This is a genomic window from Pseudidiomarina aestuarii (genome assembly GCF_003987355.1).
Lineage (GTDB): Bacteria > Pseudomonadota > Gammaproteobacteria > Enterobacterales > Alteromonadaceae > Pseudidiomarina > Pseudidiomarina aestuarii.
This window is the reverse complement of sequence record NZ_PIPR01000001.1, coordinates 835,341-860,839: the sequence shown is the minus strand read 5'-3', so window position 1 is coordinate 860,839 and position 25,499 is coordinate 835,341. Positions and strand designations below refer to the sequence as shown.

Below are 25,499 nucleotides of genomic sequence, written 5' to 3'. Positions count from 1 at the left end.
TCAAGTATGATCCGCGGCGTTCGATCGTCAATTTGTTGAGGTAATTTCAGATGTCTCATGATGAGAACTTTAAAGATCAATCGACGTCAGCCGTTGGCTGGATTGCCGTCATCCTGTTCGTTGCAGTACCTTTATTGCCAGCTGTCTTAGCTTGGGCAAAAATCATTTCTGCTTAAGCATTAGAAGCGCACATTAAACGGGTAAACTTATGTCACTGTCGTTATTGCTGGTTGAGGATAAACCAGCCACCCAAGCGATGTTATTGGCGATACTTGCTGAAACAGAGTTTGTGGTAACCGTAGCCAATGATGGCTTAGACGGTCTAAATCATGCGAAGCACCAGCATTTTGATATCGTTGTGATTGATCACAAGATGCCATTAATGGATGGCCTAACTTTATGTAAGAACTTACGTGAGTTGGGTGGCTATGTGTATACCCCTATATTATTTTTGACGACGCAGGACGTTCGTGAAGTGCAAGCGGTAGCGAAACAAGCAGGCGCAGATTTGTGTCTTGCTAAGCCGGTTGATGCTGAGCGACTGCTTACCATTTTGGCTGATCTTACCCAAGGCTATCGGCTGCAGTCTCAAACTCTTTCGTCGTCCTCCCAGCAGGTCGGTTGAGATGTCCATCGAACATCTGATTCGCGTGATTCCAGATTATCCTAAACCGGGCATCCTATTTCGGGATATTACTCCGTTGCTAGCCGATGCTGATGGTTTTCGAGAGGTGATTGATCGGTTAGCAGAGCGTTATCAAGATAAGCAACTCACACATGTAGTCGGCATTGAAGCAAGGGGCTTTATATTTGCCACGGCACTGGCCTACAAACTGGGTGTTGGTTTTGTACCGTTGAGAAAACCAGGTAAATTACCGAGTGCAACGTATCGCTATTCCTATCAGCTTGAATATGGTGAAGATTCTCTGGAGATTCATCAAGATGCACTTTCTGTTCACGACCGCGTAGTCATTATTGATGACCTATTGGCAACCGGTGGAACGGTCTTGGCAGCGGTTGAACTAATTGCGCAGACTCAGGCAAGGCTTCTGGAATGCGCTTTTCTTGTGCAACTCGATGATTTGTCCGGTGTACAACGGCTAGCTGATGCGAACATTCCAAGCTATACCCTCTGTCGATTTTAAGGTAACGTAGGTCGTCAGTAATGCAGAAGATAAGAGCTGGTGTCACGTATGTGTGAAGAGAGGAATTGGGTTTCATGAGTTATCAAGTTTTAGCTCGTAAATGGCGTCCCCACACCTTTACTGAGGTAGTGGGTCAGCAACATGTGCTGAAGCCATTGACTCATGCACTGACTACACAACGTCTACACCATGCATGGTTGTTGACCGGTACGCGTGGCGTAGGTAAAACCACGATTGCCCGGATCCTGGCGAAGAGTTTGAACTGTGAGCAGGGGATTACTCCACAACCCTGTGGCACTTGTGGTGCTTGCAAGGCTATCGATGAAGGTCGCTTTGTTGACCTGCTCGAAATCGATGCGGCGTCTCGAACCAAGGTCGAAGATACGCGTGAACTGCTCGATAATGTTCAATATAAGCCGACGCAAGGGCGCTATAAAGTCTATCTTATAGACGAAGTTCATATGCTGTCGCGCCACAGCTTTAACGCACTTTTGAAAACCCTCGAAGAGCCACCAGAACACGTCAAATTCTTGCTGGCGACAACAGATCCGCAGAAACTTCCAATCACCGTTCTATCGCGTTGTTTGCAGTTTAATCTCAAGGCATTGTCGCGGCAGGAGATCGCCGATCATCTCCAGCATGTGTTGGAGGCTGAATCGATCCCCTATGATGCACCAGCCTTGCAGCATTTGGCACGAGCAGCGCAAGGCAGTTTGCGCGATGCATTGAGTTTGACTGACCAAGCCATAGCGCAAGGTGAGCAAAAAGTGACTAACGCTGCTGTGCAACAAATGCTAGGCAATGTGCCGGGTTATGAGTTAGCGGCGATATTGCAGGCAGTCATTCATGGGCATCCGCAGCAGACACTCGACTTGGTCGATAAAGTTGCGGGACAGGTGCCGGATATCGGCTCGTTGTTGACAGAATTACAGCGTCTCGTGCATCAGCTCGCTCTAGTGCAACAAGTGCCTGCGAGTGCGGAGCTATTTGCCTTTACTGATGCTGAACAAAAGCTCGTGCAGTTGATTCCTGCTGAATTGCTGCATATTTTCTACGATATTCTGAGTTTGGGTCGTCGTGATTTAAATTATGCGGTCGATGCACGTTCGGGTGTTGAAATGACTATTTTGCGTCTTTTGGCATTTCGCCCAGAAGTCATCGAGGTCCAGGAGACGTCACCTGATACTGTCACTCGTCAAGAACCCATGCAGACGGCGCCAGTCCATTCGGAACTCTCGTCGGAACTTTCGCCAGAACTCTCGCCAGAATTCTCGCGAGAGCGTTCTTCAGAGCCACACCCAGAACCAGAGTTAGAGCCAGAGCTAGGCTCAGAGCCAGAGCCTGAACCAACAGCAAGCAGTAGTGCGGATTCGGTGCGAGCATTGATCGCAACGCGTGACGCGCTGGACCAAAAAAAAAACAATAACTCACGAGTCCCGCAATCAATCCAAGCCGCGCCAGAATTCGTAAAAGAGCCGACGCCTGCTGTTGAATCAGCGCCGCGAGCAAATCCTGAACCAACACCTGAAGTAGAATCTGAGACCGACTTCGAGGCACATTTCAACTCAGCATCTCAGGACCAAGAGAGCGAGCAAGCACCAGAGACGCCGACAACCCGTCCAGAAGCTTATGCAAGTCATGTCAGAAAGGCTGCTGAAGTGGACGGTTGGGCTGCTATTATCGACAATTTGGACCTGCATGGATTGCCGCGGCAATTGGCGATGAATAGTACTTATGAATTGGCGGGACAGGGCGTGTGTATCATCCGGTTGCGGCAGCAATGGGCCCATTTATTAAGCGACAGTCCCGTACAAGTGCTGACGACCGCGCTGCAAGCGTCGTTGGACGTGTCTACGGTACGTATTGAAGTCGCGCCGTCAGAACAACAGACTCCGGTGGAAATTCAGGCGGATATTGACCGCCAGCGGCTCCTTCGAGCGCGTCAGAATCTACAAGATGATCCATTGGCACAAGCGCTTCAGAACACTTTTCAGGCGCAATTAATTGAAGACAGTATTCAACCAAGTTAGAGGAATTCCGTATGTTTAAAGGTGGTATGAGCGGTATGATGAAGCAAGCGCAGCAGATGCAAGAGCGGATGCAGCGCGCGCAAGAGGAAATTGCCAATCTCGAAGTGACAGGTGAAGCCGGCGCAGGGATGGTAAAGGTGACCATGCTTGGCAATCATAACGTCCGCCGGGTTACTATTGATCCGAGTTTATTCAGTGATGACGATGCAGAAATGATTGAAGATTTGGTGGCTGCGGCTATAAATGATGCGGTACGTCGCGTTGAGCAAACGAGCAAAGAAAAGATGGCTGAAGTGACTGGTGGCATGAATCTACCGCCTGGCTTCAAGATGCCTTTCTAAGGACTCCGCCGTGCGTTTTAGTCCAATTATTGAAGAGTTAATACAGGCCTTAAAGGTGCTCCCTGGTGTGGGTCAAAAATCGGCCCAGCGGATGGCGTTTCAGCTGCTGGAGCGCCATCGTGAAGGAGGCGAGCGGTTGGCTGTGGCGTTGCAAACCGCAATTGAACAGGTCGGTCACTGCAGTGTTTGTCGGACACTCACAGAACATTCAACTTGTGGCCTATGCGCCGATACATTGCGACGTGATAGCGGGTTACTGTGTATTGTCGAATCACCGGCAGATGTTGTGGCAATCGAGCAAACGTCACAGTATCAAGGGTGCTATTTTGTCTTGATGGGGCATTTATCACCCTTAGACGGTATTGGACCCGATGAAATTGGCTTGGATATCCTTGCACAAAGACTCGAACAAGAATCTATTACGGAAATTATTTTGGCGACCAACCCTACGGTAGAAGGCGAAGCAACCGCGCACTTCATCGCCGATCTTGCGCGCCGCCACCAAATTCGAACGTCTCGAATTGCGCATGGTGTGCCAGTCGGTGGTGAACTTGAATATGTGGATCAAGCCACGTTAGGTCATGCATTCAGTGGCCGTAAATGGATTGAGAATAATTAAAATTTACGCTTGAAATAGCGTCGAATACCCCCATGTTTACTCCAGCATTCGTTAGTCCACATGTGTAGGAGAAAACACTATGGCGGAGACCCGTCAAACTGAAACCCACGGTTTTCAAACCGAAGTGAAGCAATTGCTGCACTTGATGATTCATTCGCTTTATTCCAATAAAGAAATATTTCTTCGAGAGTTGGTTTCAAACGCATCGGATGCGGCCGACAAATTACGTTTCAAGGCGCTGAGTGACAGCTCATTGTTGAGCGACGATGCAGAACTTTATGTCCGTGTCAGTGCGGATAAAGACAGTAAAACCATCACCATTAGCGACAACGGTATTGGCATGACTCGAGATGAAGTCATGAGTAACCTAGGTACCATTGCTAAGTCTGGTACCGCAGAATTTTTTAGCCAATTGTCAGGCGATCAGGCCAAAGATAGTCGTTTGATTGGTCAGTTTGGCGTTGGCTTTTATTCCGCGTTTATTGTGGCTGAAGCCGTTACCGTGCGCACTCGTGCAGCTGGGGCTGCCGCGAATGAGGCGATTGAGTGGTACTCACGCGGTGAAGGCGAATTTGATTTAAAAGTCATCGAAAAAGCTAAGCGCGGCACCGATATTATTTTGCATGTTCGCGATGACGCCGCGGAGTATCTCGATGAATGGCGTTTGAAAAGTATCATCACTAAATACTCCGACCATCTGAGCATTCCTGTGCAAATGCCAAAGGCTGCCGACGAGGAAGAAAAAGCCGCAGACAAAAAGCTTGAGTGGGAGGCGGTCAATTCTGGACAAGCACTCTGGACGCGAGAAAAAGCGGATATTAGCGATGATGAATATAAAGAGTTCTACAAAACCGTCGCTCATGATTTCGAAGATCCATTGTTGTGGAGCCACAATAAAGTAGAGGGAACGTCGGAATACACCAGTCTGCTTTATATTCCGAAGCGAGCGCCTTGGGATTTGTGGAATCGTGAACAACAGCATGGCATTAAACTGTATGTGAAACGCGTGTTCATTATGGACGACGCGACCCAATTGATGCCGAGCTATTTGCGTTTTGTGCGCGGTTTGATGGATTCCAGTGATTTGCCGCTGAACGTGTCTCGCGAAATTTTGCAAGACAACAAAATTACCCGTTCAATGCGCAACGGCAGTACTAAGAAAGTCTTAAGCATGCTGAGCAAGCTAGCGAAGGATGAGCCGGAGACTTATCAGAATTTCTGGAACACTTTTGGTACGGTATTGAAAGAGGGGCCAGCTGAAGACCAAGCCAATCAAGAGAAAATTGCCGGCTTATTGCGGTTTGCATCAACCCATCAGGACTCCAGTGAAGCAACGGTTAGTCTCGATGATTACCTGGCACGGATGTCAGATAAACAGGACAAGATCTATTACATTGTTGCGGACAGCTATGAAGCCGCTCGCGATAACCCTGCGCTAGAAATCTTCCGCAAGAAGAATATTGAAGTGCTGTTGTTATCGGAGCGCATTGATGAATGGCTGATGAGTCATCTCAGTGAGTACCAAGAAAAATCATTCCAAGCGGTTACGCGTGGCGATTTAGATTTGGGTGAGCTCGAAGACAATGCAGATAAAGAGCAACAAGAAGCGGCGGAAAAAGCTTTCGCTGAGCACACAGAACGCTTTGCTAAAGCGCTGGGTGACAAAGTCAAAAGTGTGCGTGTGACGAATCGTCTCACCGCATCCCCCGCTTGCATTGTGACCGACAGCAACGATATGAGCACGCAAATGGCGAAGCTGATGGAAGCTGCCGGCCAGAAAGTGCCAGAAACCAAGTACATTTTCGAAATCAATCCTGAACATACGCTCGTACAGCGCGTGGTTGGGTTGGACGACGAAGCGCGTTTTGGTGAATGGGCACAACTCCTTCTGGATCAAGCAACACTAGCTGAGCGCGGCAGTTTGAAAGATCCAGCACAATTTGTCTCACGGTTGAACAAATTGATGTTGGAATTAACCGACGTATAACCTGCCTCTAACGAGGGTTGTCCGACCAAAGTCGGGCAATCCTCGGACTTGTAAAGCCCGTGTATGCAAGGTAAAGTTCGGGCTTATTCATACGCTAACCCAAGATAAGAAAAAAGAGGTTGTTGATGCGCATTATCCTGTTGGGCGCTCCGGGCGCAGGGAAAGGCACACAAGCGCAGTTCCTAATGAAAACTTTCGGGATTCCACAGATTTCGACGGGCGACATGCTGCGAGCCGCAATCAAGGCGGGAACACCGCTGGGGCAACAGGCAAAACAGGTGATGGATGCCGGTAAACTTGTTTCCGATGACATCATGATAGGTTTGGTCAAAGAACGTGTCGCAGAACCTGATTGCCAAAATGGCTTTTTGTTGGATGGATTTCCACGCACGATTCCACAAGCAGATGCTATGCATGAGGCCGGTATTTCAATCGACTGTGTATTGGAATTTGCAGTACCTGATGAAGTCATCGTGAAGCGTATGGCAGGACGCCGAGTGCACCCTGGTTCGGGCCGTGTTTATCATATTGATCACAATCCACCAGCGACTGAAGGTAAAGACGACGAAACCGGTGAAGATTTAGTTATTCGTGACGATGATAAAGAAGCGACAGTGCGCAAGCGGTTGTCAATTTATCACGAACAAACCGAGCCATTAGTCGCGTATTATCGTAAACTGGCGGAACAGGGCAAGACGGCCTTTCATCGGATTGATGGAACCCGTGATGTCGAAACGATTAGTTCAGAGCTGGGTAAGCTTCTTGGCTAGTTCGTGACCGCTTCGACAAAGCCCACCTTGGAGTGGGCTTTTTTGTGAGTGTTTATCGAGTTAAATCAATAATAACAAGGATCGAATCATGGAATTTAGTTTTCATAACACCATGTTGTATGCGGGTTTATTAACCCTGCTTTATTTTGTGCTCTCCGTTCGAATTATTCGACTTCGCTGGCGTGATAAGGTCGGTATCGGCACCGGTGAGTCAAAAGATCTAAAAGCTGCTGTCCGAATTCATGGGAATTTTTCTGAATACGTTCCGTTGAGCCTACTGTTGTTGTTTTTGATTGAAGCGAGTGGCGGGCCGACTGAACTGGTGCATGCTTTAGGTGCGGCGCTATTTATCGCACGTATTGCCCACGCTATCGGCTTGACTAAAACAGTTGGTACATCGGCGCCGCGAGCCATTGGTGTATTGCTGACTTTCGTGGTGTTGCTCACACAAGCAGGTTATATGGTTGGTTTTTCTGTTGGGCGGTTAATTGGCGGATGATTGAAGTTCAACCGGGTCTCTATCGCACTGGCACGGCGGGGCAAAGCCCCGTTCTGTTGTTGCACAGCTCGCAGAGTAATGGTGGTCAATGGCGAGCATTGCTCAATGCCTTAGCGCCCCATTTTGATTGTCTCGTTGTCGACCTGCTGGGGTATGGTAAGGCCCCAGCAGTGAGCACGGCTGAACCGCATCTGTTTCGATTTCGTGATGAACTGCCGCGTATTATGAATGCGATTCAGGCACTGAACTGGCAGCAGCCGGTGACGCTCATTGGCCATTCTTATGGTGGGGCACTGGCATTAAAGCTAGCGGTCGAGAAATCTATCGATGTGCGCAGTTTGGTTGTCTTTGAACCGGTCGCGTTTCATTTGTTGGAAGCCAATGAAGCCGCGCGACTCGAAATTGAATCCATCTCCAGTCAGATGGTGAACAAAGATGCAAAAGCCGCAACAGCAGCTTTTGTGGACTATTGGAATCAACCGGGCTATTTCGCGGCATTGCCTGAAAAGATACAGCAGGCGATGACGTTGCAAGCCGGTAAAGTACAGTGTGATTTTGCCGCGCTCATGGGTGAGGAGTACGACCTACGTGATTGTGCGTCGATTCGCCAACCTACCTTATTATTGCAGGGACAGTATACGCAGAACAGTGCGCGGACTGTTGCTCACAAATTGGAAGTAGCTTTGCCCGCTGTGATCAGTCGAACCTTGCCGTGCGGACATATGGGGCCGATTACCCATGTCGATGCTGTCAATGTCGAAATTCTGGAGTTCTTAGCAGCTGTTTATGGGCTTGATGTGCGACCACAGAAAGCCTCGGAGGCTCGAGGTTAGTTTATGTATCAACCTTCGAGTGACGATTTTCCGTGGCTAGCCGATGAGCCAGACTATGCCTACTTCGACACAGCAGCGACTTGCTTGGTGCCAACCTGTGTTCGCCACGCTGTTGACCGTTACTTGTTGGATACGCATGCCAATGCGCATCGTGGTTCTTATGCGCGCAGTCGCGAGGCAACGCAACAGCTCGAGCAGGGACGACAAACACTAGCAAAGTGGTTTCAGATACAACCGGATCAACTGGCGTTCTCAGCTTCGACGACGCAGGCATTGAATGATCTGGCGCAGGCAGTGCCGATTGCGTGGCAAGCGGGCGACGAAATTTTGCTTTCTATTGCCGAGCACCATGCCAATTTATTACCGTGGCAGCGACTCGCACAGCGTTTTGATCTCAAATTGCGGTTTATTGAGCTTACTCCAGAAGGGGACTTGGCGACACCGGAGTTGCTGTTGACCGAGCGGACACGGGTCGTTGCAGTCAGCGCTGCCAGCAATGTAACCGGTGCTGTCTTCGAACTCGCCCCATTGTTAAGAGCAGCGCGTCAGCGCGGTGTTGTTTCGATTGTCGATGCTGCCCAATTAGCACCGCATCAACCGCAGAAACTCGGCTTGCTGGATGCGGATGCCGTGGTTTGTAGTGCGCATAAATTCTATGGTGTCACCGGTCTAGGACTGTTGTTGTTAGCGCCGCGATTCGCAGATCAGCTATCACCATTTCGAGTCGGTGGAGGTATCGTCACCAAGGTGACACGTGAGCATGCGGAATACCTGAGTGACGTGCATCGGTTTGAGGCGGGCACCCCGAATACACTTGCGGTGATTGCCGCCGCAACCGCGACGGAGTGGCTGGATCGGAACGCGGACCTATCTCACTACTTAGATACACAGCGAGCCGAGCTGAGTCATTTATTGACGCACAGAGAGTGGTTACAGGTGCTTCCTGCAGGGCCAATGCAAACACCGACCCTCAGCTTAGTGAGTTCCTCGGTGCATGCACATGATTTGGCGGCTTATTTAGACAGTCAGCGTATCGAAGCGCGAGCAGGCCACCATTGCGCACAGCCGTTACTGCAGTATTTAGGCCATTCAGGAGTAGTCCGAATTGCTCTTGGCGCGTATACTACGCCGCGACATCTTGAACGCCTTGTCTCAGTCCTAGACGAGGCTTACGAATTATTTTCCTAACACTGAACCAGTGTATCGATTGGAAACAACATGGAAACGAAAAGCGAATGGTGGCCTGAGTCCATCAAGCTCGCCAAACTCACCGTACCTATATTGATTGCGCAGGTCACTCAAGTGCTGATGAGCGTGGTCGATACGGTGATGGCTGGTCGCGTCAGCCCGACCGATCTAGCTGCAGTCTCCGTTGGTAGCAGTATTTGGTTTCCATCGATTCTATTAATCTTTGGTTTAGCGCTGGCATTGGCGCCGATCATTTCTCACTTTCACGGCGCGGGTAAAGTGACTCAAGTGGCGAATATGGTTCACCAAGGCTTTTATGCGGCTATTGCCGGCGCAGTGCTGAGTTTATTAGTGATTGCGAGTGCGCCGTTGATTTTGAACCAAATGGACGTCGCTGACGATTTTCGCCGTATTACGTTGGACTACCTCGGCTATATTGCTTGGGGGGTTCCAGCTATCGTGATCTATATGGTATTGCGCAACTTCTGTGAAGGCTTGTCGAACACTATTCCATCTTTGGTTATCGGCGTCATTGGCTTACTCGTCAACATTCCCGCGAACTACTTGTTTATTTATGGTTATGGCGACTTGATTCCGGCCATGGGTGGCGCGGGCTGTGGTATCGCAACGGCTATCGTGCTGTGGGTTATGGCGCTTGGCATGGTGGTCTATGTGGCTGTCGCCAAACGCTACAAAGAAATCCATTTGTTTGGGCGTTGGTTTGCGCCAAGCTGGGACGACATTTGGTATGTTGTGCGCTTAGGTTTTCCAATTGCCACGTCGATGTTTTTTGAAGTCAGCCTGTTTGCGGCAGCGGCGCTTATTATCGCCCCACTGGGCGCTACTGTGGTGGCGAGTCACCAAATTGCACTCAATATTTCCTCGTTGGTGTATATGGTGCCAATGAGCATAGCGATGGCAGTGACGCTGCGTGTAGGCTTTGCGCTGGGAGCCGGGAATCCACGCAATGCAATGCTCAGCCATAAATTGGCAAACGTGTATGGGATGTCCATTGCTATCGTGAACGCAACCATTTTATGGTTAGCTGGAGGGTGGTTAGCAAGTCTTTATACAGCCGATGCAGCAGTTATTGAATTAGCTGCTACGTTAATGGGCCTCGCTGCTTTGTTCTCAATTTCGGATTCGTTCCAAGCCATTGCTATGGGAACCTTGCGTGGCTATAAAGACACTCGCATTGTGATGCTCATTACGTTTGTTTCCTATTGGCCATTTGGGTTGACCATCGGTTATTTGCTGTCGCGCACGGACATCATTGTTCCAGCAATGGGAGCTGCGGGCATGTGGATCGGCTTTATTACAGGCTTAACTGGGGCGGCGGTACTACTGACGTGGCGGTTAATTCGAGTGAGTCGACGCTACGAGCGTGAGCTGGCAGCGCCGATTCGAGATTAAGATTGGCGTTGTCGCAGTACCTCGAGTACTTGGTTCAGTGACAAATCTCGACTCTCCAACACCACCAGTAAATGATAGAGCAGGTCAGCGGACTCATTCAGGAGTTCGCGGTCATCGCCCGCACAAGCTGCAAGTGCAACTTCAACACCTTCTTCCCCGACCTTTTGTGCTGCGCGCTTCGTGCCTTCGGCAAATAAACGTGCCGTATAGCTCGATTCTGGCGCGGCCGATTTACGACTCGCTATTGTGTCATTCAGCTGTTGTAACAGTGGTACTGCAGCTCCTGAGGTACTGGAAAAGCATGAGCGGGTACCCAAATGACAGGTGGGCCCTTGCGGCAAAGCCAATGCTAATAAACTGTCGGCATCACAGTCCGTATGTAAACTCACTAATTGCAACACATGACCCGACGCTTCGCCTTTCGTCCACAGCCGCTCTTTACTGCGACTATAAAAAGTAACTTGGGCAGTCTCCAGCGTTTTGTCAACGGCGGCAGCATTCATAAACCCTTGCATCAAGACTTCACCGCTCAATGCATGTTGTACGATGGCTGGAATCAAACCATCGCTGGCTTTACTAAAGTCGAGCTGTGACCGCGTGCTTGAATTGATTTCCATGACTAGCTTCCTTGTTGAGTCGTTGTGGTGAAAGGCCGAATAGCAACGCCTTGCGCAGCGAGATAGGTCTTGAGCTCACCCATGTCGATGACACGTTTATGAAACACGGATGCTGCCAGAGCACCATCTACGTTCGCCGTGGTAAAGACATCTGCAAAGTGCGCCATGGCACCAGCGCCACCCGAGGCAATCAGAGGTACCGGACAGTGCGCACGTAATGCGGTCAGTTGTTCAAGATCATAGCCTTGGCGAACACCATCTTGGTTCATGCAGTTTAAAACAATTTCACCCGCGCCGCGCGCTACCACTTCGTTCAACCAGTCTCGCGTTTGCCAACGCGTTTTTTGCGTTCGCGTCTCGTCACCGGTGAACTGATAGACTTCATACCGATTTTGTTCTTGGTTATAAAAGCTATCAATACCGATGACGATACATTGTTGCCCGAATTCATCCACTAAAGCGTTGATCAGATCGGGGTCGCGCAGAGCAGGTGAATTGATGGAAATTTTATCTGCGCCCATTGCGAGAATTTCTTGCGCTTGCGCGATAGTGCGGATACCGCCAGCAACGGTAAAAGGAATATCGATCACACGGGCGATACGCTCGACCCACGATTTATCGACGACTCGGTCGTCTGACGATGCAGTGATATCGTAAAAGACGAGCTCATCCGCACCCTCAGTTGCATAGCGCTGCGCGAGCGGCTCAATGGCCCCAATCACTTCGTGATTACGAAACTGGACACCTTTAACGACTTCGCCATTGCGAACGTCTAAGCAGGGGATGATGCGTTTGGCCAACATAGGAGCGCCTCCTCTAGGGTGAATTGCCCAGTCAGTAATGATTTACCGAGAATGGCACTATCGCACTGTACGGCTTGCAACTGCTCTAAATCAGCCAAGGTCGCAATGCCTCCCGACGCCTGCAATTCAATGGTCGGATAGTCACGCTTTAACGCAGCGTAGAGTTCGGTGTTTGCGCCTGACAACATCCCATCACGGCTAATGTCTGTGCACAACACATGCTTTAGGCCACAAGCAAGGAATCGTTCAATTATACTGTTTAAGGTGGTTGTCGATGTTTGTTGCCAACCGTGGGTCGCAACTCGGGCGATGCCCTCTGCATCAATGTGTACATCCAAAGCTAAGACAATCGCTTCAGCACCAAATTGTTGAAACCAGGACTCAACCAGCTCCGGTTCACGTACCGCGAGTGAGCCGATGACTACACGGGTCACACCGCTTTGCAATAGTGCTTCGACATCCGACACGGAACGAATACCACCACCGACTTGAACCTTCATCGAGGTGGCTGCCGTTAAACGCTGCAACAACGCAAGCTGGCGTTGCTGTGGGTCCTTAGCACCATCTAGATCGACCAAATGAAGCCAGTCAGCGCCTGCGTCTTGGTACTTCTGAACCAGAGGCAATGGGTCGGACGCATAGGTGGTTTGACGATTAAAATCGCCTTGTTGCAGGCGTACAACTTGGCCTGCAATGAGATCGAGAGCGGGTATTAACATGCTTTAATCACCGTCAGTTAATGCCAAAAAATTCTGCAGTATTTGCGCGCCAACCGTGCCGGAGCGCTCGGGATGAAATTGCGCACCAAAAAAATTCTTGGAGCGAATCATCGCGGCAAAAGGTTGTCCGTACGTACATTGCGCACTCGTGTACTGATCAACCGCCACGGCAAAACTATGCACGAAGTAGCAGTAAGCAGGGCTTTCGACCCCACGCAAAAGCGGATTACTAGCACTGGGGTCGGTCATCGTATTCCAGCCCATGTGCGGCAGTGGTAAACCAGCGGCAATCATGCGTTCGGTACGTGCAGGAATGACGCCTAAACAATCGACATTCCCTTCGGCTGAATAGTCGGTGAGTAATTGCATTCCCAGGCAGATACCGAGTACCGGCTGTTCAAGTTGTTGAATCACCTCAACCAAGCCGAGTTGCTGCAAATTGCGCATCGCCGCCGCTGCGGTTCCGACGCCTGGTAGCACCACGCGATCAGCAGCACGGATAACAGTAGGCGATGCGGTCACGACAGGCTCAACCCCTAGACGTTCGAATGCAAAGCGGACCGAACTTAGGTTGGCACAACTCGTATCGATAATGACTAACGAGGTCATGCCAGCATCCCTTTACTCGATGGTAAAGCGCCATCTGCAGTGCGTGCGATAGCCTGTCGAAGTGCCCGTCCGAATACTTTGAAGAGGCTCTCAACCTGATGATGGCTATTGCCCTCGGTCGTCGATAAGTGCAATGAAACTGCCATGGCGTCGCTGAGCGAGCGGAAGAAATGTCCGACCATCTCGGTCGACAATTCACCCACTTTATCGCGGCTAAAATCGGCTTGCAGTTGCAGGTATGGACGTCCTGACAAATCTAACAAGCACTCTGCGCGACACTCGTCCATGGGCAAGGCAAAGCCAAATCGACCGATTCCACGTTTGTCACCCAAAGCCTGACGCAATGCGGCGCCAAGCGCCAGAGCTGTATCTTCTACTGTGTGGTGTTCATCAATGTGCAAATCGCCTTGTACTTCGACACTTAATGCAAACCCAGCGTGAGTCGCAATTTGCTCCAGCATGTGGTCGAAAAAGCCAATTCCAGTCGCAAATTTTAACGGTTGCTGTGCGTCCAAGTCGAGTTGAATACGAATGTCAGTTTCGCGAGTTTTACGGTGCACTGTGGCAGTGCGCGGACGATCCAATAGTTGATGTTGGATGGCACGCCAATTCATCTCACTTGGACTGTATTTAATGCCGCGGATGCCCATATTCTCGGCTAGTTGAATATCTGTCTCACGGTCACCGATGACATACGAGTCGGTGAAATCGATACGGCCTTGCTGCAAGTAATCTTTGACCAGACCTAGCGCTGGTTTGCGGCACGAGCAGCCGGCATCAGGAAAATGTGGACAGATGAGAATATCTGCAAACCGAATACCTTGTGACGCGAAGATTTCCAGCATCAGCTGGTGCGGTGCATCAAAGTCAGCTTGCGGAAAGCTCTCTGTACCTAGACCGTCTTGATTGGTCACCATCACGAGCTGATAACCAGCGCGCTGAAATGCAAGTAGAGCAGGAATGACATCTGGCTCAAATTTCAGTTTTTGAATACTATCCAGTTGTTTGTCGACCGGAGGCTCTTCAACCAGGGTACCGTCGCGGTCAATAAATAAAATACGTTGTGCGGTCATTGTGGGAGTACCTGCTCTAATTGTTGCATTTCTTGGACGCTGCCGATGCTAATACGGACACAGTTATCGAGGCCACGCTGGCTCGATTGATTGCGAATCAGAACACCTTGAGCGCTGCACTGTGCCACAAGTGCGGCAGCATCGTCGACTTGTATCAACACGAAATTAGTCGCGGACGGGTAGAGGCGTTTAACCCACGGTGCTGCTTGAAGTTTTTGCAGCCACTGTTCGCGGAGCGCTCGAGTTTCCGTCACTGCTCTTTGCATGGCGGCAATAGCTGCTGGTGCCAAAGCCCGTTGTGCATCATTGAGGCTCGATGCCGGCATGGGATAGGGCGCAATCACTTTACGCAAACAATCGATGAGCGCAGGCGCTGCTAACGCGAATCCGCAACGAATGGCCGCCATACCAAATGCTTTAGATAAGGTTCGTGTCACCACCAGTTGTGGGTACTGCGTCAACCACGTGGCTACGCTCGGTTGATCGGTGAACTCAATGTAGGCTTCATCGACAATCACAAAAGCTTGTTCGCCAACACTTTCTAATAAGTTTCGTAAGTCGCCTAGCGCCAAGTTATTCCCTAAGGGATTTGATGGGCTACAGACAAAAATCAGCTTCACCCCATCTAACTGTGCCACCATCGCTGAGAGATCCAGTTGTAAACCCAGATCCGGTGTCTCAATAAGCGGTACTTCGCGCACCAGCGCACCATGGGTTTGAGCGCTGATTGCGTACATACCGTAAGTGGGTGGGCAAATCATAATGGCGTCTTGGCCTGGCTCGCAGAAGGCACGAATCATGAGCTCAATGATTTCATCACTGCCACGAGCACTCAGAATCGAGTCCACCTGAACGCCAGCATAATCTGCATAGGCTTGATTGACAGCATCGCTCTGGAACGCAGGGTAGCGATTCAAAGCCGGTTCGTCGTTGCCGAGCGCCGGCGTAGTCGGTGCTTCGTTGGCATTCAACCATACCGAACCACCACTCATACTGCGTCGCGCTGAGGCGTAGGGCACTAGATTGCGCAAGTGGGCGCGCTGTAAGCGCTCTACCATACTCATGATGCATTTCCTTGTGAGTCGTCAAGACGAATGGAGACGGCGCGTGCGTGCGCGCTCAACCCCTCGGTTTCAGCCAGTTGAATAATGGCCGAACTTAGCCCACGTAGGCCCTCACGAGTGGCCTCCTGAACCGTATAACGACGATAGAAATCGAGCAAACCAAGGCTGCTGTAATTTTTAGCAAAGCCATAGGTCGGTAATACATGATTGGTTCCCGTCGCATAGTCACCGCCTGATTCGGGGGTGTAGTGACCCACAAAAATCGAGCCCGCGTGTGTGAGTTGCGGGAGCAACGTCTCCGTATCATCGACTTGAATCGATAAGTGCTCAGGTGCGTAGCGCTGACTGATTTCAACCGCTGTTGCCAGCGAGTCGACTTGAATGAGGGCGCTACTCGCTAATGCCTGTTCAGCAATAGCTGCACGCGGTAATGAGACGAGTTGCGATTGTAGAGCATCTGCAGTTGCTGCAATGAGCTGAGCTGACGGTGACACTAAGATAACTTGCGAATCCGGACCGTGCTCCGCTTGGGACAGCAAGTCAGCAGCAACATAATCAGGATTCGCAGTGGCATCGGCAATGACCATCAACTCGGAAGGCCCTGCTGGCATGTCAATGGCACAACCTTGCGGATCTTGCGAGACCCATTGCTTAGCTTGCGTAACATAACTGTTGCCGGGACCGAAGATCTTTACCACAGGGGCAATAGACTCAGTACCATACGCCAACGCAGCAACAGCTTGTGCACCGCCACAGCGATATACTTCTGTGATACCGCACTTCTGCGCGACATACATCAGTGCTGGCGACAAGCTTCCATCCGCAGCTGGCGGGCTCACCAAAACTCGACGTTGGCAACCCGCAAGTTGTGACGGTACACCTAACATCAATGCTGTTGATGGTAGCACCGCAGTACCACCAGGAATGTAGAGACCAACCGCACTCAAGCCATGATAACGCTGACTGCAGACCACGCCGGGAGCGGTTTCGACGGTCACAGGTTGTGGTTGCTGAGCTTGGTGAAACGCATAAATCGTGTCGTAGGCTGTATCAATCGCTGCTTGGGTTGCGGCATCCAATTTTGCTGCCTGTGCCGCGATCTCAGCCGCTGGATACGCCAATTGCTCAAGTTCTGGCGCATCAAAACGGCGCGTATATTCCAATACAGCCTTATCACCGTCGCGCTGTACGGCTGCAATAATATCGGCAACCTGCTGGCGCAATACTTCTGGCTGCGCTTGGGCGGGTCGAGCTAACAATTTTTCCCGGTCGGCATCACTGAGTGACGCCCAATTGATTGCTTGCATCTGATTTTGCTCGTTTGTTGTCATGGCTAACCCAACATTTTCTCAATCGGCAATACTAGGATGGAACTACAACCAATGGCTTTGAGTTCTTCCATAGTTTCCCAAAACAACTTCTCGGTACTCACCACGTGCACGGCAACTTGCTCATCACTGTGTTGCAACGGCAGTACTGTTGGACGTTCAGCGCCAGGCAGCAATGCAACCACTTCTTCTAAGCGAGCCTTCGGTGCGTGGAGCATGATGTACTTGCTTTCACGCGCCATTTGCACACCGTCCAAACGGGGCAGCAATTGATCAACAATAGCTTGCTTTGCTGCAGTGAGTGGTTCTGGGCGCTGAATGAGTTGTGCGGTGGAACGGAAAATGACTTCTTTCTCCACCAACCCATTCGCTTCTAAAGTCGCCCCCGTTGAGACTAAGTCACAAATTGCATCCGCTAAGCCAGCGCGTGGAGCTACTTCAACGCTACCAGTCAATACAGCGGTACTGGCCTTAATGCCCTGTTGCTGCAAATAGTTTTGCAGCAGAAATGGGTAAGTGGTGGCAATACGCTTGCCTTCAAGATCGGCTAAACCGCGATAGTTATCTTCTTTAGGTACGGCGATGGACAAGCGGCATTGACCAAAGTCCAACGCACGTAAAATATTGATTTTCGCCGGCAGCTGTGTGGCTTGGCGCTCCAAACGAGCCTCTTCGAGCACATTTTCACCCACCAAACCCAAGTCGACCACACCGTCCATCACCAGTCCTGGAATGTCATCGTCACGTACCCGCAATAAATCGACCGGTTGGTTGCTGCTGTGCGCGAGTAAACGCGCTTCGTGCAAACTGAATTTAAAGCCACACGCTTCCAATAGGGCAATTGATTCTTTACTCAAACGGCCAGATTTCTGGATGGCGATTGTAAGGCGTTGCGAATTCTTGTCGACGACCATGTGAAACTCCATGTTTAAACAACTCTAATACGAAAAAACCCCCGTAAAGGATGCCTTCCGGGGGTCTTGTCTCGAAGGCAACCGTAATAGCTACGATTAGCCTGAGCACAGCGCTTGGCTAATCGGGGTGTCGATGATGATGGTGGTGGTGCCAAATAATAGTTGCTGTGCGCATAAATCTCTCTCTCAAAAACACTCCTCGCTAGTTGCTCTTGGTTACTGGCTACTAGTGAAACGTGAATTGTGAATGGTTGAACGATTACATTGACGAAGATTGTATAGAAAAATGAAGGGTAATTCAACGAGGAGGTTGCTTGAAATCTGGGTTTCAGTCGATTTCTTGTCTGTAAGTTGTATAAACTCGACAATAGAAGAAAAAACAACTTGCGGTAAAAGTTAGCTGCTTGGCAACTTCGGGTTGTGCTAGCATATCGGCATGACCGCTGTAGCCCAATATTTTAGCCCCCAAAGCTCTCTCGCCAAGACCGTGACTGGTTTTGTTCCGCGTGCTGCGCAAACCGAAATGGCGACCGCGGTGGCACAAGTGATGCGCGCTAAAGCGTCGCTGGTAGTTGAGGCTGAAACGGGAACCGGTAAAACTTATGCGTATCTCGTGCCATTATTGACGGCAACTGGAAAGGCTATCATCTCAACAGGCACGAAAGCATTACAAGAACAGCTTTATTTTCGGGACCTACCGCTATTGCGAGATGCAATTGCACCCGGTAAACAAGTCGCCTTGTTGAAAGGTCGCAGTAATTATCTTTGCCTACACCGAATGCAGCAGGCGAGCTCGCAAAGCGGCGAGTTTTCGAAAGTGGTGCAATCTCAACTCGTCACCGTTCGGCAGTGGGCACAGCGCACAGAAGATGGTGATTTAGGGTTGTTGAATGTGCTTCCGGAAGATGCGGAAGTGCTCCCTCAGGTTACCAGTACGGTTGATAACTGTTTAGGTCGAGACTGTCCCGATTACGAAGAATGCTACCTTGTTAAGGCACGCAAGCGCGCGCTCGACGCTGATCTAGTCGTGGTGAATCATCATCTGTTCTTTGCCGATATGGCGTTAAAAGACGTTGGGTTTGGTGAACTCATTCCGGCGGTCGATACGGTCGTGTTTGACGAAGCCCATCAATTACCCGATATTGCGAGTCAATATTTTGGCGAAGCGGTATCCAGTCGCCAATTGCAAGAACTCGCGCAAGATTTGAAGGTTATTTATTTAACTGAACTCAAAGATCTCAAACAGCTCGATAGAATAGCGGACAAGCTACTCATGACCTTACGTGAGTGGCGGCTGATGTTTCCAGTGGAACCCCAACGTGGTAATTGGCGTGATTGGCAACGTCGAGCGGGTGTTAAAGAAGCGGCCGCTGATGTTGCCGAGCAGCTGCAACTCGTGATTGATGTTACGAAAAATGCCTTGGGACGCTCGAAAGATTTAGATCAAGCCTATGAGCGCGCGACCTTAGCAGCGCACAAATGGGAACAGCTGCAAGCGACAGAACGAACCGGCTATAGTTTTTGGTACGAAACCACGCCGCGCCAAATTACCTTGCATCAAACGCCCCTCAGCGTCGCCGACAAATTTGGTGCCTATATTGACGCAGCTGATATGGCATGGGTATTCACTTCGGCGACATTGGCAGTGGGTCAAGATTTTAGTCACTTCACTGAACAACTGGGGTTGAGTAGTGCTCAGACGCTGTGCTTATCGAGCCCATTTCAGTTTTCTGAGCAAGCGCTGTTATGTTTGCCTCGGTATCTCCCACAGCCCCAAGCACCGGAGTTTTTCGCGAAGGTATTGGACATCGTCGAACAGGTATTAAGCGTCAATCAAACCGGTGGTACCTTTTTACTATTTACCAGTCACCGGATGTTACAACGCGTTGGTGCGGCGCTCGCAGAACGTACGGAACGGCCATTGTTAGTGCAAGGCAGCACCAGCAAACGTGAGCTGCTGGCGCAATTTGTGGCGGCTGGCAATGGAATTCTATTGGGGACTTCATCGTTTTGGGAAGGGGTCGATGTGCGCGGGGATGCATTGCGTTGTGTGGTGATCGACAAGCTCCCCTTTGCATCACCGGATGATCCGCTCTTGCAAGCGCGCGTTGAGGATGCGCGTATGCGTGGGCTGGATGCGTTTAGTCAGGTACAGTTACCGCAAGCTATTATTGCACTCAAACAGGGTGCAGGACGTTTAATTCGGGACCAAGATGACCGGGGCGTGCTGATCATTTGTGATCAGCGGTTAGTTGGTAAGCCCTACGGCGGAACCTTTTTGACGAGTTTGCCAGCTATGCGGCGAACTCGAGATTTGCAAGAAGCATTAAACTTTTTAGCAGAGTTGGAGGCGGCAAAGTCGCATGAGTAATGTTGTTTTAGCATTAGATACTTGTACCGAGTTGTGTTCGGTTGCGCTGCAAAAGGGAGAGCGACTAGTCACTCGACAAACGCTGGCACCGCGGGAGCACTCGCAAAAAATTCTGGGCTTCATTGATGAAGTCCTCGCTGACTTGGATATCGGATTCGATGCCATCGAACGCTTAGTGGTTGGTCAAGGCCCCGGCAGTTTTACCGGCGTTCGGATTGGCGTTTCGATAGGGCAAGGGTTGGCATTCAGTCACACTTTGCCGGTTACTCCCATCTGTACTTTAGAGGCTCTTGCAGAGCAGGCGTGGCGCCGTTATCAGGCAACCGATGTCATCGCAGCTATTGATGCCAGAATGAATGAGGTTTACATCGCTCGTTATCAACGTCGCAATGATGCCTGGATTGCAATACAAGCGCCGCAGATGGCGGCGCTCGAGCAGCTCAGTAAGGAACTATGGTTGGATGACGGGGAGCCGGTTGGCGTTGGTACGGGATGGCAGGCCTATGGGCAGCAACTCGATGCAGAACAACGTGTATCAATATTGCCTGATGTTTGGTTACCCGAAGCTCGCGATATGTTGAGCTTGGCACTGCACCCGCACGCAAAATCGGTCCAAGCCGCTGAACTTGAGCCTCTGTACGTACGTAATGAAGTAACCTGGAAAAAGTTACCTGGCCGGTAGCGATACCAAGTTAAAACGGCGTAAATGCACTGGAACTTTTGGTCATTCAGGCTTATCAAAGTAAAGGTAGCGCGCCAATTCGAGTCAGGTTGTGACGCAGCCTAAGGAGTTCAGAATGAAAATTTGGTTAGTGAGTATCGCAGCACTGTTCTTAGCAGCATGCTCTACAGTTCCGGATGAGCTGGCGGTCACCAATGAGAAGAACCTTGTCAATTACGAGACCGCGTTAACTAATCCTGAGCAAGTGCTAGGCCAACAAGCACGTTGGGGTGGTACTATTGCTGAGGTTCGTAACAGTGATGATGGGACTATCATTGAAGTGGTCAACTTTGCTTTGCAGAGTTGGGGCCGACCCGTCGCAAGCGATGAGAGCCAAGGTCGTTTTCGCGCAATTTTGCCTGAATTTGTTGACCCAGTTGTTTATGAGGAAGGGCGCTTAGTGTCTTTTGTCGGCACTGTCGGTGAGCCAATCGAAGGAAAAATTGATGAGTTCCGCTACCTGTTCCCGACATTAAATGTAACCGCAAAGTATCTTTGGAAGGACGAACCGCGAACTTCCAATGTACAAATTGATTATGGTTCGTTATGGTATCGACACCATTATTTCGCACCACCGTACCGTATTTATTACCCGGTACCTGTGCGTACAACCCCAACCGGGGATTCGGGTCAATCAGGAAATGATCAATAACGAATTCACATCATCTTTATTCCCACAGGCTCGGCTTCATGCCGAGCCTGTTTCGTTTCAGCTTGACTGGGGCATACTGCGTGGTCTGCGTTGGGGTGCTGACGATAAGCCAGTGATTCTTGCTGGGCATGGCTGGCTGGATAATGCGCATAGCTTTTTACCCTGCGCTGACGTGTTTCTGCAGTCGCCGCTCGCCCAAACACATCAACTCATCGCCATAGATTGGGCGGGACATGGTCTGTCTGATCACCGTCCGGTAGGCAACTATTATGCGTTTATTGACTACGTCTATGATTGTTGGCAACTCATCGAACAAGAAAACTGGCAGTCGGTGGTGTTGCTGGCGCACTCTATGGGCGCCTTCATTGCCAACATGCTTGCTGGTATTGCACCCGAAAAAGTCCAAGCAGTTCTCGCGATTGAGGCTTTCGGTCTGTTAGCGACACCGACTGCTGAAACGACGGCAAACTTGCGGAGCGGTTTCCAAAGTCGTTGGGCGATGCAGAAAAAACGCCGGAATCACTATCCATCATTTGCTGCGGGTGTCGCTGCGCGTGCTCAAGCCGGTGATTTCTCTCCCGAATATGCGCACTTGTTGGTGGAGCGAGGTATCGAGCAAGTGGGGCCTGAAGACTTCTGTTTTCGTGCCGATGGGCGACTGCGGATGGCGTCGCCAGTGCGATTAACCGCGGCACAGATCAGTGACGTACTGCGGCATATCAAATGCCCGTTTACTTTGCTGTACGGGACTGAAGGGCATGAACGTGTGCATGAAGCGTTACACTTGTGGCAGGCGGAAGTACGGCAGTTGCAGGTGCACGCATTGAGTGGAGGTCATCATGTGCATATGGAACAACCGAACGCGGTCATTGCCCACTTGATGACGATGATCGACGGTCTCAATGACTAGGCAACACTGGTCGGATATGCCATTATTGCGACCAGATACAGATTCTCTGACGCAGGAGCATGACACGCGTGGACAAGATTTGGTTAAAACGTTACCCAGCGGGCGTTCCAGATACCATTGATCCGGAACATTTCAATTCATTGGTCGATATCTTTGAACAAAGCATCGAGGCTTATGGCGACAAGGTTGCATACGTCAACATGGACCATGAGCTGACTTTTAACGACCTCGATAAATACTCCAAACAGTTTGCTGCCTATCTTCAGGCGCAAGGCCTGAAGAAGGGCGACGCTGTTGCGATTATGATGCCTAACTTACTGCAATACCCGATTGCACTGTTTGGTGCGCTGCGTGCTGGAATGGTGGTGGTTAACGTTAACCCTCTTTACACCCCTCGCGAACTGAGGCATCAGCTAAGTGATGCCAACGCGAAAGCACTGGTGATACTAGAAAACTTTGCCGCTACCTATGAGAAAGTGAAAGCCGATGTACAGGTTGACCATGTCGTATTGACCCGAATCGGCGATATGCTTCCGACACCGAAGCGCTGGATTGTCAATTTTGTTGTGAAGTACGTGAAGCGTATGGTGCCTAGCTATAAGCTAACCGGCACGATCGACTTTCTAGCTGTCTTGGCTAAGGGGCAAAAAGCGTCCTATGAACGTCCGGTTATGAGTGGGGATGATCTGGCGTTTTTACAATATACCGGTGGAACCACTGGTTTAGCCAAAGGGGCGATGTTATCGCACCGCAATATGGTTGCCAATCTTGAGCAAGTATCTGCTGTTGTGGCACCGCTTGTCGTCGACGGTGAAGAGACCATTATCACAGCACTCCCGCTGTATCATATTTTCGCATTAACGGCGAACTGCTTGACGTTCATGAAGCACGGTGGGCGCAATATTTTAATTACCAATCCGCGCGATATGGCTGCGTTCGTGAAAGAGTTGGGTAAATATCCATTCTCAATGATTTCTGGCGTGAACACGCTATTTAATGGACTCTTGCACACCGATGGCTTCAAAGACTTAGATTTTTCATCGTTAAAAATCGCTCTAGGAGGCGGTATGGCGGTACAACGCTCCGTTGCTGAACATTGGGAGCGCGTTACCAAGTCACGTTTACTAGAGGGTTATGGGCTGACCGAGTGTTCGCCGGTGGTTACGACCAACCCGACCGATATTGAACAGTACAATGGCACCATTGGTATTCCGTTGCCGTCAACAGATGTACGTGTGGTTGACGTCGATAGTGGCGAAGAGGTAGCCCAAGGCGAGTCAGGTGAAATACAGGTTCGTGGACCACAAGTGATGGTCGGGTATCTCAATCGCCCTGATGAAACTGAAAAAGTGATGAAAGACGGATGGTTCTGCACCGGCGATATTGGTGTGATGGACGAGGACGGCTTCTTTAAGATTGTTGATCGTAAGAAAGACATGATTTTAGTGTCAGGTTTTAATGTTTATCCAAACGAAATTGAAGATGTCATTGCGGGTCATCCGAAGGTGCTGGAAGTGGCTGCTGTGGGTGTTCCGCACGATTCTTCAGGCGAGGCAGTGAAAGTATTTGTCGTTCGTAAGGACAAATCGTTGAGCGAGCGTGAACTGATGGACTATGCCCGTGAGAATTTAACGGGTTATAAAGTACCGAAGTTCGTTGAGTTCCGCCAAGAACTACCGAAAACCAACGTCGGTAAAATTTTACGTCGTGAGCTTCGTGACGAAGAAGAGAAGAAGTCGAAAGCTTAGATGTCGACATACCAACTGGTTACAGAAACCGCCGAGCTTGTTGAATTTTGCAAACATGCTCGGCAATTCTCCTCGATTGTCCTCGATACCGAATTTGTGCGAGTTCGCACATACTACGCCCGCCTCGGACTGATTCAGGTTCGCGCTGGCGAGCATACTGTACTGATTGATCCGGTTGGAGCGATTGATTTAAGTTCGCTGTGGGAATTACTGCGTGCTGAAGATTTAGAAGTAGTTATCCACGCCGGTGGTGAAGACTTTGAAATTCTCGCTCAAGCAATGGGACAACCGTTACGCAACGTGTTTGACACGCAAATTGCGGCTGCCTTTGCTGGGTTGGGTGATGCACTCGGCTATGCTGCATTGGTCGAGCAATTGACCGGTGTGGTGCTGGATAAGTCACAATCACGCACCGATTGGTTGCAGCGACCGCTAGCGCCAGAGCAACTGGATTATGCTGCAGCGGATGTAGATTACCTGCAACAGGTTTATCCCGCTTTGCTGAGTCGTTTGAGCGAGAATCCTCTCAAGCTCGATTTAACGGTGGCTGAGAGTGCCTTTCAGGTAGAAAAACGCACGCAACAGTGGCCAGCTGAATTGCTCTATTTGCAGTTTGGCAATGCTTGGCAATGCACACCGCAACAATTAGCGGTACTGCGTGAAGTTTTACAATGGCGTTTAGAGCGCGCTCGTGAGGCAGATATTCCGTTGAGCTTCGTTGCGAAAGATCACACGGTTCTAGAGCTGGCGCGTCAGCATCCGGTCAAAGCAGACGGTTTATATAGCATTACCGACTTGTCGCCGGTAACTCGGCGTTACGCGGGCAAAGAATTATTAGCCGCAATCCAACGCGGTCTTGCGGTGCCACTGGCGGAACAACCGGAGCGTTTGAGTAAACTCACGGATATGCCAGGCTATAAACCAGCATTCAATGCATTGAAGAAAGCAGTCGATGCTTACGCGAAGGAGCTCGACGTCACGCCATCACTGATTGGTTCGCGGCGACAGCTGAACGATGTCATTCATTGGTTTTGGCAAATTCCAGCAGCTTATCGGTCGCGTTTGCCAGCGCCAGACTTGTTAGTCAGCTGGCGGGGCGCTAAGCTCAAAGCTACCATCGAGTCGTTACTAACCAGAGATTAGCA

Annotated in this window: 26 protein-coding genes; 18 read left to right on the top strand and 8 right to left on the bottom strand. The window is 50.3% G+C overall.

Features of this window, described 5'->3' with window-relative positions; all coding sequences use genetic code 11:
* Positions 1-50: 50 nt before the first annotated feature.
* The 12 genes from CWE22_RS12150 to CWE22_RS03905 all read left to right on the top strand — a co-directional run bounded on the left by CWE22_RS12150 (position 51) and on the right by CWE22_RS03905 (position 10,825).
* Positions 51-176: a hypothetical protein gene (locus CWE22_RS12150; protein ID WP_275069051.1), complete on the top strand. Its 126-nt coding sequence runs from the start codon at positions 51-53 to the stop codon at positions 174-176.
* 32 nt (positions 177-208) lie between these two features.
* Positions 209-625, top strand: a complete 417-nt coding sequence (locus CWE22_RS03955) for a response regulator (protein ID WP_169930073.1) — start codon at positions 209-211, stop codon at positions 623-625.
* 1 nt (position 626) lies between these two features.
* A complete protein-coding gene (locus tag CWE22_RS03950; RefSeq protein ID WP_169930072.1) occupies positions 627-1,145 on the top strand; it encodes an adenine phosphoribosyltransferase in 519 nt (172 codons plus the stop codon).
* A 74-nt stretch (positions 1,146-1,219) separates the two neighbouring features.
* Complete coding sequence (gene dnaX, locus CWE22_RS03945) at positions 1,220-3,175, top strand: DNA polymerase III subunit gamma/tau (protein ID WP_169930071.1); 1,956 nt, start codon at positions 1,220-1,222, stop codon at positions 3,173-3,175.
* Between the two features lie 11 nt (positions 3,176-3,186).
* The gene (locus CWE22_RS03940; RefSeq protein ID WP_169930070.1) at positions 3,187-3,516 is read left to right on the top strand and encodes a YbaB/EbfC family nucleoid-associated protein; all 330 of its coding nucleotides are present in this window, start codon (positions 3,187-3,189) and stop codon (positions 3,514-3,516) included.
* Positions 3,517-3,526: 10 nt separating this feature from the next.
* Entirely contained in the window at positions 3,527-4,135 is a 609-nt protein-coding gene (recR, locus tag CWE22_RS03935; protein WP_169930069.1) for a recombination mediator RecR, read from the top strand.
* A 79-nt stretch (positions 4,136-4,214) separates the two neighbouring features.
* Positions 4,215-6,122, top strand: a complete 1,908-nt coding sequence (gene htpG, locus CWE22_RS03930) for a molecular chaperone HtpG (protein WP_169930068.1) — start codon at positions 4,215-4,217, stop codon at positions 6,120-6,122.
* A gap of 125 nt (positions 6,123-6,247) precedes the next feature.
* On the top strand, positions 6,248-6,892 hold the full coding sequence (adk, locus tag CWE22_RS03925; RefSeq protein ID WP_169930067.1) for an adenylate kinase: 645 nt from the start codon (positions 6,248-6,250) through the stop codon (positions 6,890-6,892).
* Positions 6,893-6,980: 88 nt separating this feature from the next.
* Positions 6,981-7,391, top strand: a complete 411-nt coding sequence (locus tag CWE22_RS03920; RefSeq protein ID WP_169930066.1) for an MAPEG family protein — start codon at positions 6,981-6,983, stop codon at positions 7,389-7,391.
* On the top strand, positions 7,388-8,224 hold the full coding sequence (locus tag CWE22_RS03915; RefSeq protein ID WP_169930065.1) for an alpha/beta fold hydrolase: 837 nt from the start codon (positions 7,388-7,390) through the stop codon (positions 8,222-8,224). The genes CWE22_RS03920 and CWE22_RS03915 overlap by 4 nt, the downstream gene beginning before the upstream one ends.
* A 3-nt stretch (positions 8,225-8,227) precedes the next feature.
* Positions 8,228-9,412 (top strand): aminotransferase class V-fold PLP-dependent enzyme, encoded by a 1,185-nt coding sequence (locus CWE22_RS03910; protein ID WP_169930064.1) that lies wholly within the window; start codon positions 8,228-8,230, stop codon positions 9,410-9,412.
* Positions 9,413-9,442: 30 nt separating this feature from the next.
* A complete protein-coding gene (locus tag CWE22_RS03905) occupies positions 9,443-10,825 on the top strand; it encodes an MATE family efflux transporter (protein ID WP_169930063.1) in 1,383 nt (460 codons plus the stop codon).
* Here CWE22_RS03905 and hisIE read toward each other — a convergent pair.
* From hisIE to hisG, 8 genes are read right to left on the bottom strand one after another with little or no spacing between them, the layout of a single operon-like run.
* A complete protein-coding gene (gene hisIE / locus CWE22_RS03900) occupies positions 10,822-11,442 on the bottom strand; it encodes a bifunctional phosphoribosyl-AMP cyclohydrolase/phosphoribosyl-ATP diphosphatase HisIE (RefSeq protein WP_169930062.1) in 621 nt (206 codons plus the stop codon). The genes CWE22_RS03905 and hisIE overlap by 4 nt on opposite strands.
* Before the next feature lie 2 nt (positions 11,443-11,444).
* Positions 11,445-12,245 (bottom strand): imidazole glycerol phosphate synthase subunit HisF, encoded by an 801-nt coding sequence (gene hisF / locus CWE22_RS03895; protein ID WP_169930061.1) that lies wholly within the window; start codon positions 12,243-12,245, stop codon positions 11,445-11,447.
* Positions 12,215-12,964, bottom strand: a complete 750-nt coding sequence (gene hisA / locus CWE22_RS03890; protein ID WP_169930060.1) for a 1-(5-phosphoribosyl)-5-[(5-phosphoribosylamino)methylideneamino]imidazole-4-carboxamide isomerase — start codon at positions 12,962-12,964, stop codon at positions 12,215-12,217. Before hisA ends, hisF begins: the two co-directional genes overlap by 31 nt.
* 3 nt (positions 12,965-12,967) lie before the next feature.
* On the bottom strand, positions 12,968-13,573 hold the full coding sequence (gene hisH, locus CWE22_RS03885; protein ID WP_169930059.1) for an imidazole glycerol phosphate synthase subunit HisH: 606 nt from the start codon (positions 13,571-13,573) through the stop codon (positions 12,968-12,970).
* Positions 13,570-14,646 carry a bifunctional histidinol-phosphatase/imidazoleglycerol-phosphate dehydratase HisB gene (gene hisB / locus CWE22_RS03880; protein WP_169930058.1) on the bottom strand — a complete coding sequence of 359 codons (1,077 nt, stop codon included), beginning with the start codon at positions 14,644-14,646 and terminating at the stop codon, positions 13,570-13,572. Before hisB ends, hisH begins: the two co-directional genes overlap by 4 nt.
* Positions 14,643-15,710 (bottom strand): histidinol-phosphate transaminase, encoded by a 1,068-nt coding sequence (gene hisC, locus CWE22_RS03875; protein WP_169930057.1) that lies wholly within the window; start codon positions 15,708-15,710, stop codon positions 14,643-14,645. Before hisC ends, hisB begins: the two co-directional genes overlap by 4 nt.
* Entirely contained in the window at positions 15,707-17,017 is a 1,311-nt protein-coding gene (hisD, locus tag CWE22_RS03870) for a histidinol dehydrogenase (protein WP_169930056.1), read from the bottom strand. The genes hisC and hisD overlap by 4 nt, the downstream gene beginning before the upstream one ends.
* 26 nt (positions 17,018-17,043) lie before the next feature.
* The gene (gene hisG / locus CWE22_RS03865) at positions 17,044-17,952 is read right to left on the bottom strand and encodes an ATP phosphoribosyltransferase (protein WP_169930055.1); all 909 of its coding nucleotides are present in this window, start codon (positions 17,950-17,952) and stop codon (positions 17,044-17,046) included.
* 436 nt (positions 17,953-18,388) lie between these two features.
* Between hisG and CWE22_RS03860 the strand changes: the two genes are divergently transcribed.
* From CWE22_RS03860 to rnd, 6 genes are all read left to right on the top strand, one after another.
* The gene (locus CWE22_RS03860) at positions 18,389-20,323 is read left to right on the top strand and encodes a DNA repair helicase YoaA (RefSeq protein WP_169930054.1); all 1,935 of its coding nucleotides are present in this window, start codon (positions 18,389-18,391) and stop codon (positions 20,321-20,323) included.
* On the top strand, positions 20,316-21,005 hold the full coding sequence (gene tsaB / locus CWE22_RS03855; RefSeq protein WP_169930053.1) for a tRNA (adenosine(37)-N6)-threonylcarbamoyltransferase complex dimerization subunit type 1 TsaB: 690 nt from the start codon (positions 20,316-20,318) through the stop codon (positions 21,003-21,005). The genes CWE22_RS03860 and tsaB overlap by 8 nt, the downstream gene beginning before the upstream one ends.
* 115 nt (positions 21,006-21,120) lie before the next feature.
* Positions 21,121-21,696: a Slp family lipoprotein gene (locus CWE22_RS03850; RefSeq protein WP_169930052.1), complete on the top strand. Its 576-nt coding sequence runs from the start codon at positions 21,121-21,123 to the stop codon at positions 21,694-21,696.
* A complete protein-coding gene (locus CWE22_RS03845; protein ID WP_169930051.1) occupies positions 21,686-22,606 on the top strand; it encodes an alpha/beta fold hydrolase in 921 nt (306 codons plus the stop codon). Before CWE22_RS03850 ends, CWE22_RS03845 begins: the two co-directional genes overlap by 11 nt.
* A gap of 68 nt (positions 22,607-22,674) precedes the next feature.
* On the top strand, positions 22,675-24,354 hold the full coding sequence (gene fadD / locus CWE22_RS03840) for a long-chain-fatty-acid--CoA ligase FadD (RefSeq protein ID WP_169930050.1): 1,680 nt from the start codon (positions 22,675-22,677) through the stop codon (positions 24,352-24,354).
* On the top strand, positions 24,355-25,497 hold the full coding sequence (rnd, locus tag CWE22_RS03835) for a ribonuclease D (RefSeq protein ID WP_169930049.1): 1,143 nt from the start codon (positions 24,355-24,357) through the stop codon (positions 25,495-25,497).
* The last annotated feature ends 2 nt before the right edge of the window (positions 25,498-25,499 follow it).

Bases quoted from the DNA above. Each gene is read 5' to 3' on its own strand.
- CWE22_RS12150 (WP_275069051.1), top strand. From the start codon at position 51: ATGTCTCATGATGAGAACTTTAAAGATCAATCGACGTCAGCCGTTGGC.
- CWE22_RS03955 (WP_169930073.1), top strand. From the start codon at position 209: ATGTCACTGTCGTTATTGCTGGTTGAGGATAAACCAGCCACCCAAGCG.
- CWE22_RS03950 (WP_169930072.1), top strand. From the start codon at position 627: ATGTCCATCGAACATCTGATTCGCGTGATTCCAGATTATCCTAAACCG.
- dnaX (WP_169930071.1), top strand. From the start codon at position 1,220: ATGAGTTATCAAGTTTTAGCTCGTAAATGGCGTCCCCACACCTTTACT.
- CWE22_RS03940 (WP_169930070.1), top strand. From the start codon at position 3,187: ATGTTTAAAGGTGGTATGAGCGGTATGATGAAGCAAGCGCAGCAGATG.
- htpG (WP_169930068.1), top strand. From the start codon at position 4,215: ATGGCGGAGACCCGTCAAACTGAAACCCACGGTTTTCAAACCGAAGTG.
- adk (WP_169930067.1), top strand. From the start codon at position 6,248: ATGCGCATTATCCTGTTGGGCGCTCCGGGCGCAGGGAAAGGCACACAA.
- CWE22_RS03920 (WP_169930066.1), top strand. From the start codon at position 6,981: ATGGAATTTAGTTTTCATAACACCATGTTGTATGCGGGTTTATTAACC.
- CWE22_RS03915 (WP_169930065.1), top strand. From the start codon at position 7,388: ATGATTGAAGTTCAACCGGGTCTCTATCGCACTGGCACGGCGGGGCAA.
- CWE22_RS03910 (WP_169930064.1), top strand. From the start codon at position 8,228: ATGTATCAACCTTCGAGTGACGATTTTCCGTGGCTAGCCGATGAGCCA.
- CWE22_RS03905 (WP_169930063.1), top strand. From the start codon at position 9,443: ATGGAAACGAAAAGCGAATGGTGGCCTGAGTCCATCAAGCTCGCCAAA.
- hisIE (WP_169930062.1), bottom strand. From the start codon at position 11,442: ATGGAAATCAATTCAAGCACGCGGTCACAGCTCGACTTTAGTAAAGCC.
- hisF (WP_169930061.1), bottom strand. From the start codon at position 12,245: ATGTTGGCCAAACGCATCATCCCCTGCTTAGACGTTCGCAATGGCGAA.
- hisA (WP_169930060.1), bottom strand. From the start codon at position 12,964: ATGTTAATACCCGCTCTCGATCTCATTGCAGGCCAAGTTGTACGCCTG.
- hisH (WP_169930059.1), bottom strand. From the start codon at position 13,573: ATGACCTCGTTAGTCATTATCGATACGAGTTGTGCCAACCTAAGTTCG.
- hisB (WP_169930058.1), bottom strand. From the start codon at position 14,646: ATGACCGCACAACGTATTTTATTTATTGACCGCGACGGTACCCTGGTT.
- hisC (WP_169930057.1), bottom strand. From the start codon at position 15,710: ATGAGTATGGTAGAGCGCTTACAGCGCGCCCACTTGCGCAATCTAGTG.
- hisD (WP_169930056.1), bottom strand. From the start codon at position 17,017: ATGCAAGCAATCAATTGGGCGTCACTCAGTGATGCCGACCGGGAAAAA.
- hisG (WP_169930055.1), bottom strand. From the start codon at position 17,952: ATGGTCGTCGACAAGAATTCGCAACGCCTTACAATCGCCATCCAGAAA.
- CWE22_RS03860 (WP_169930054.1), top strand. From the start codon at position 18,389: ATGACCGCTGTAGCCCAATATTTTAGCCCCCAAAGCTCTCTCGCCAAG.
- tsaB (WP_169930053.1), top strand. From the start codon at position 20,316: ATGAGTAATGTTGTTTTAGCATTAGATACTTGTACCGAGTTGTGTTCG.
- CWE22_RS03850 (WP_169930052.1), top strand. From the start codon at position 21,121: ATGAAAATTTGGTTAGTGAGTATCGCAGCACTGTTCTTAGCAGCATGC.
- CWE22_RS03845 (WP_169930051.1), top strand. From the start codon at position 21,686: ATGATCAATAACGAATTCACATCATCTTTATTCCCACAGGCTCGGCTT.
- rnd (WP_169930049.1), top strand. From the start codon at position 24,355: ATGTCGACATACCAACTGGTTACAGAAACCGCCGAGCTTGTTGAATTT.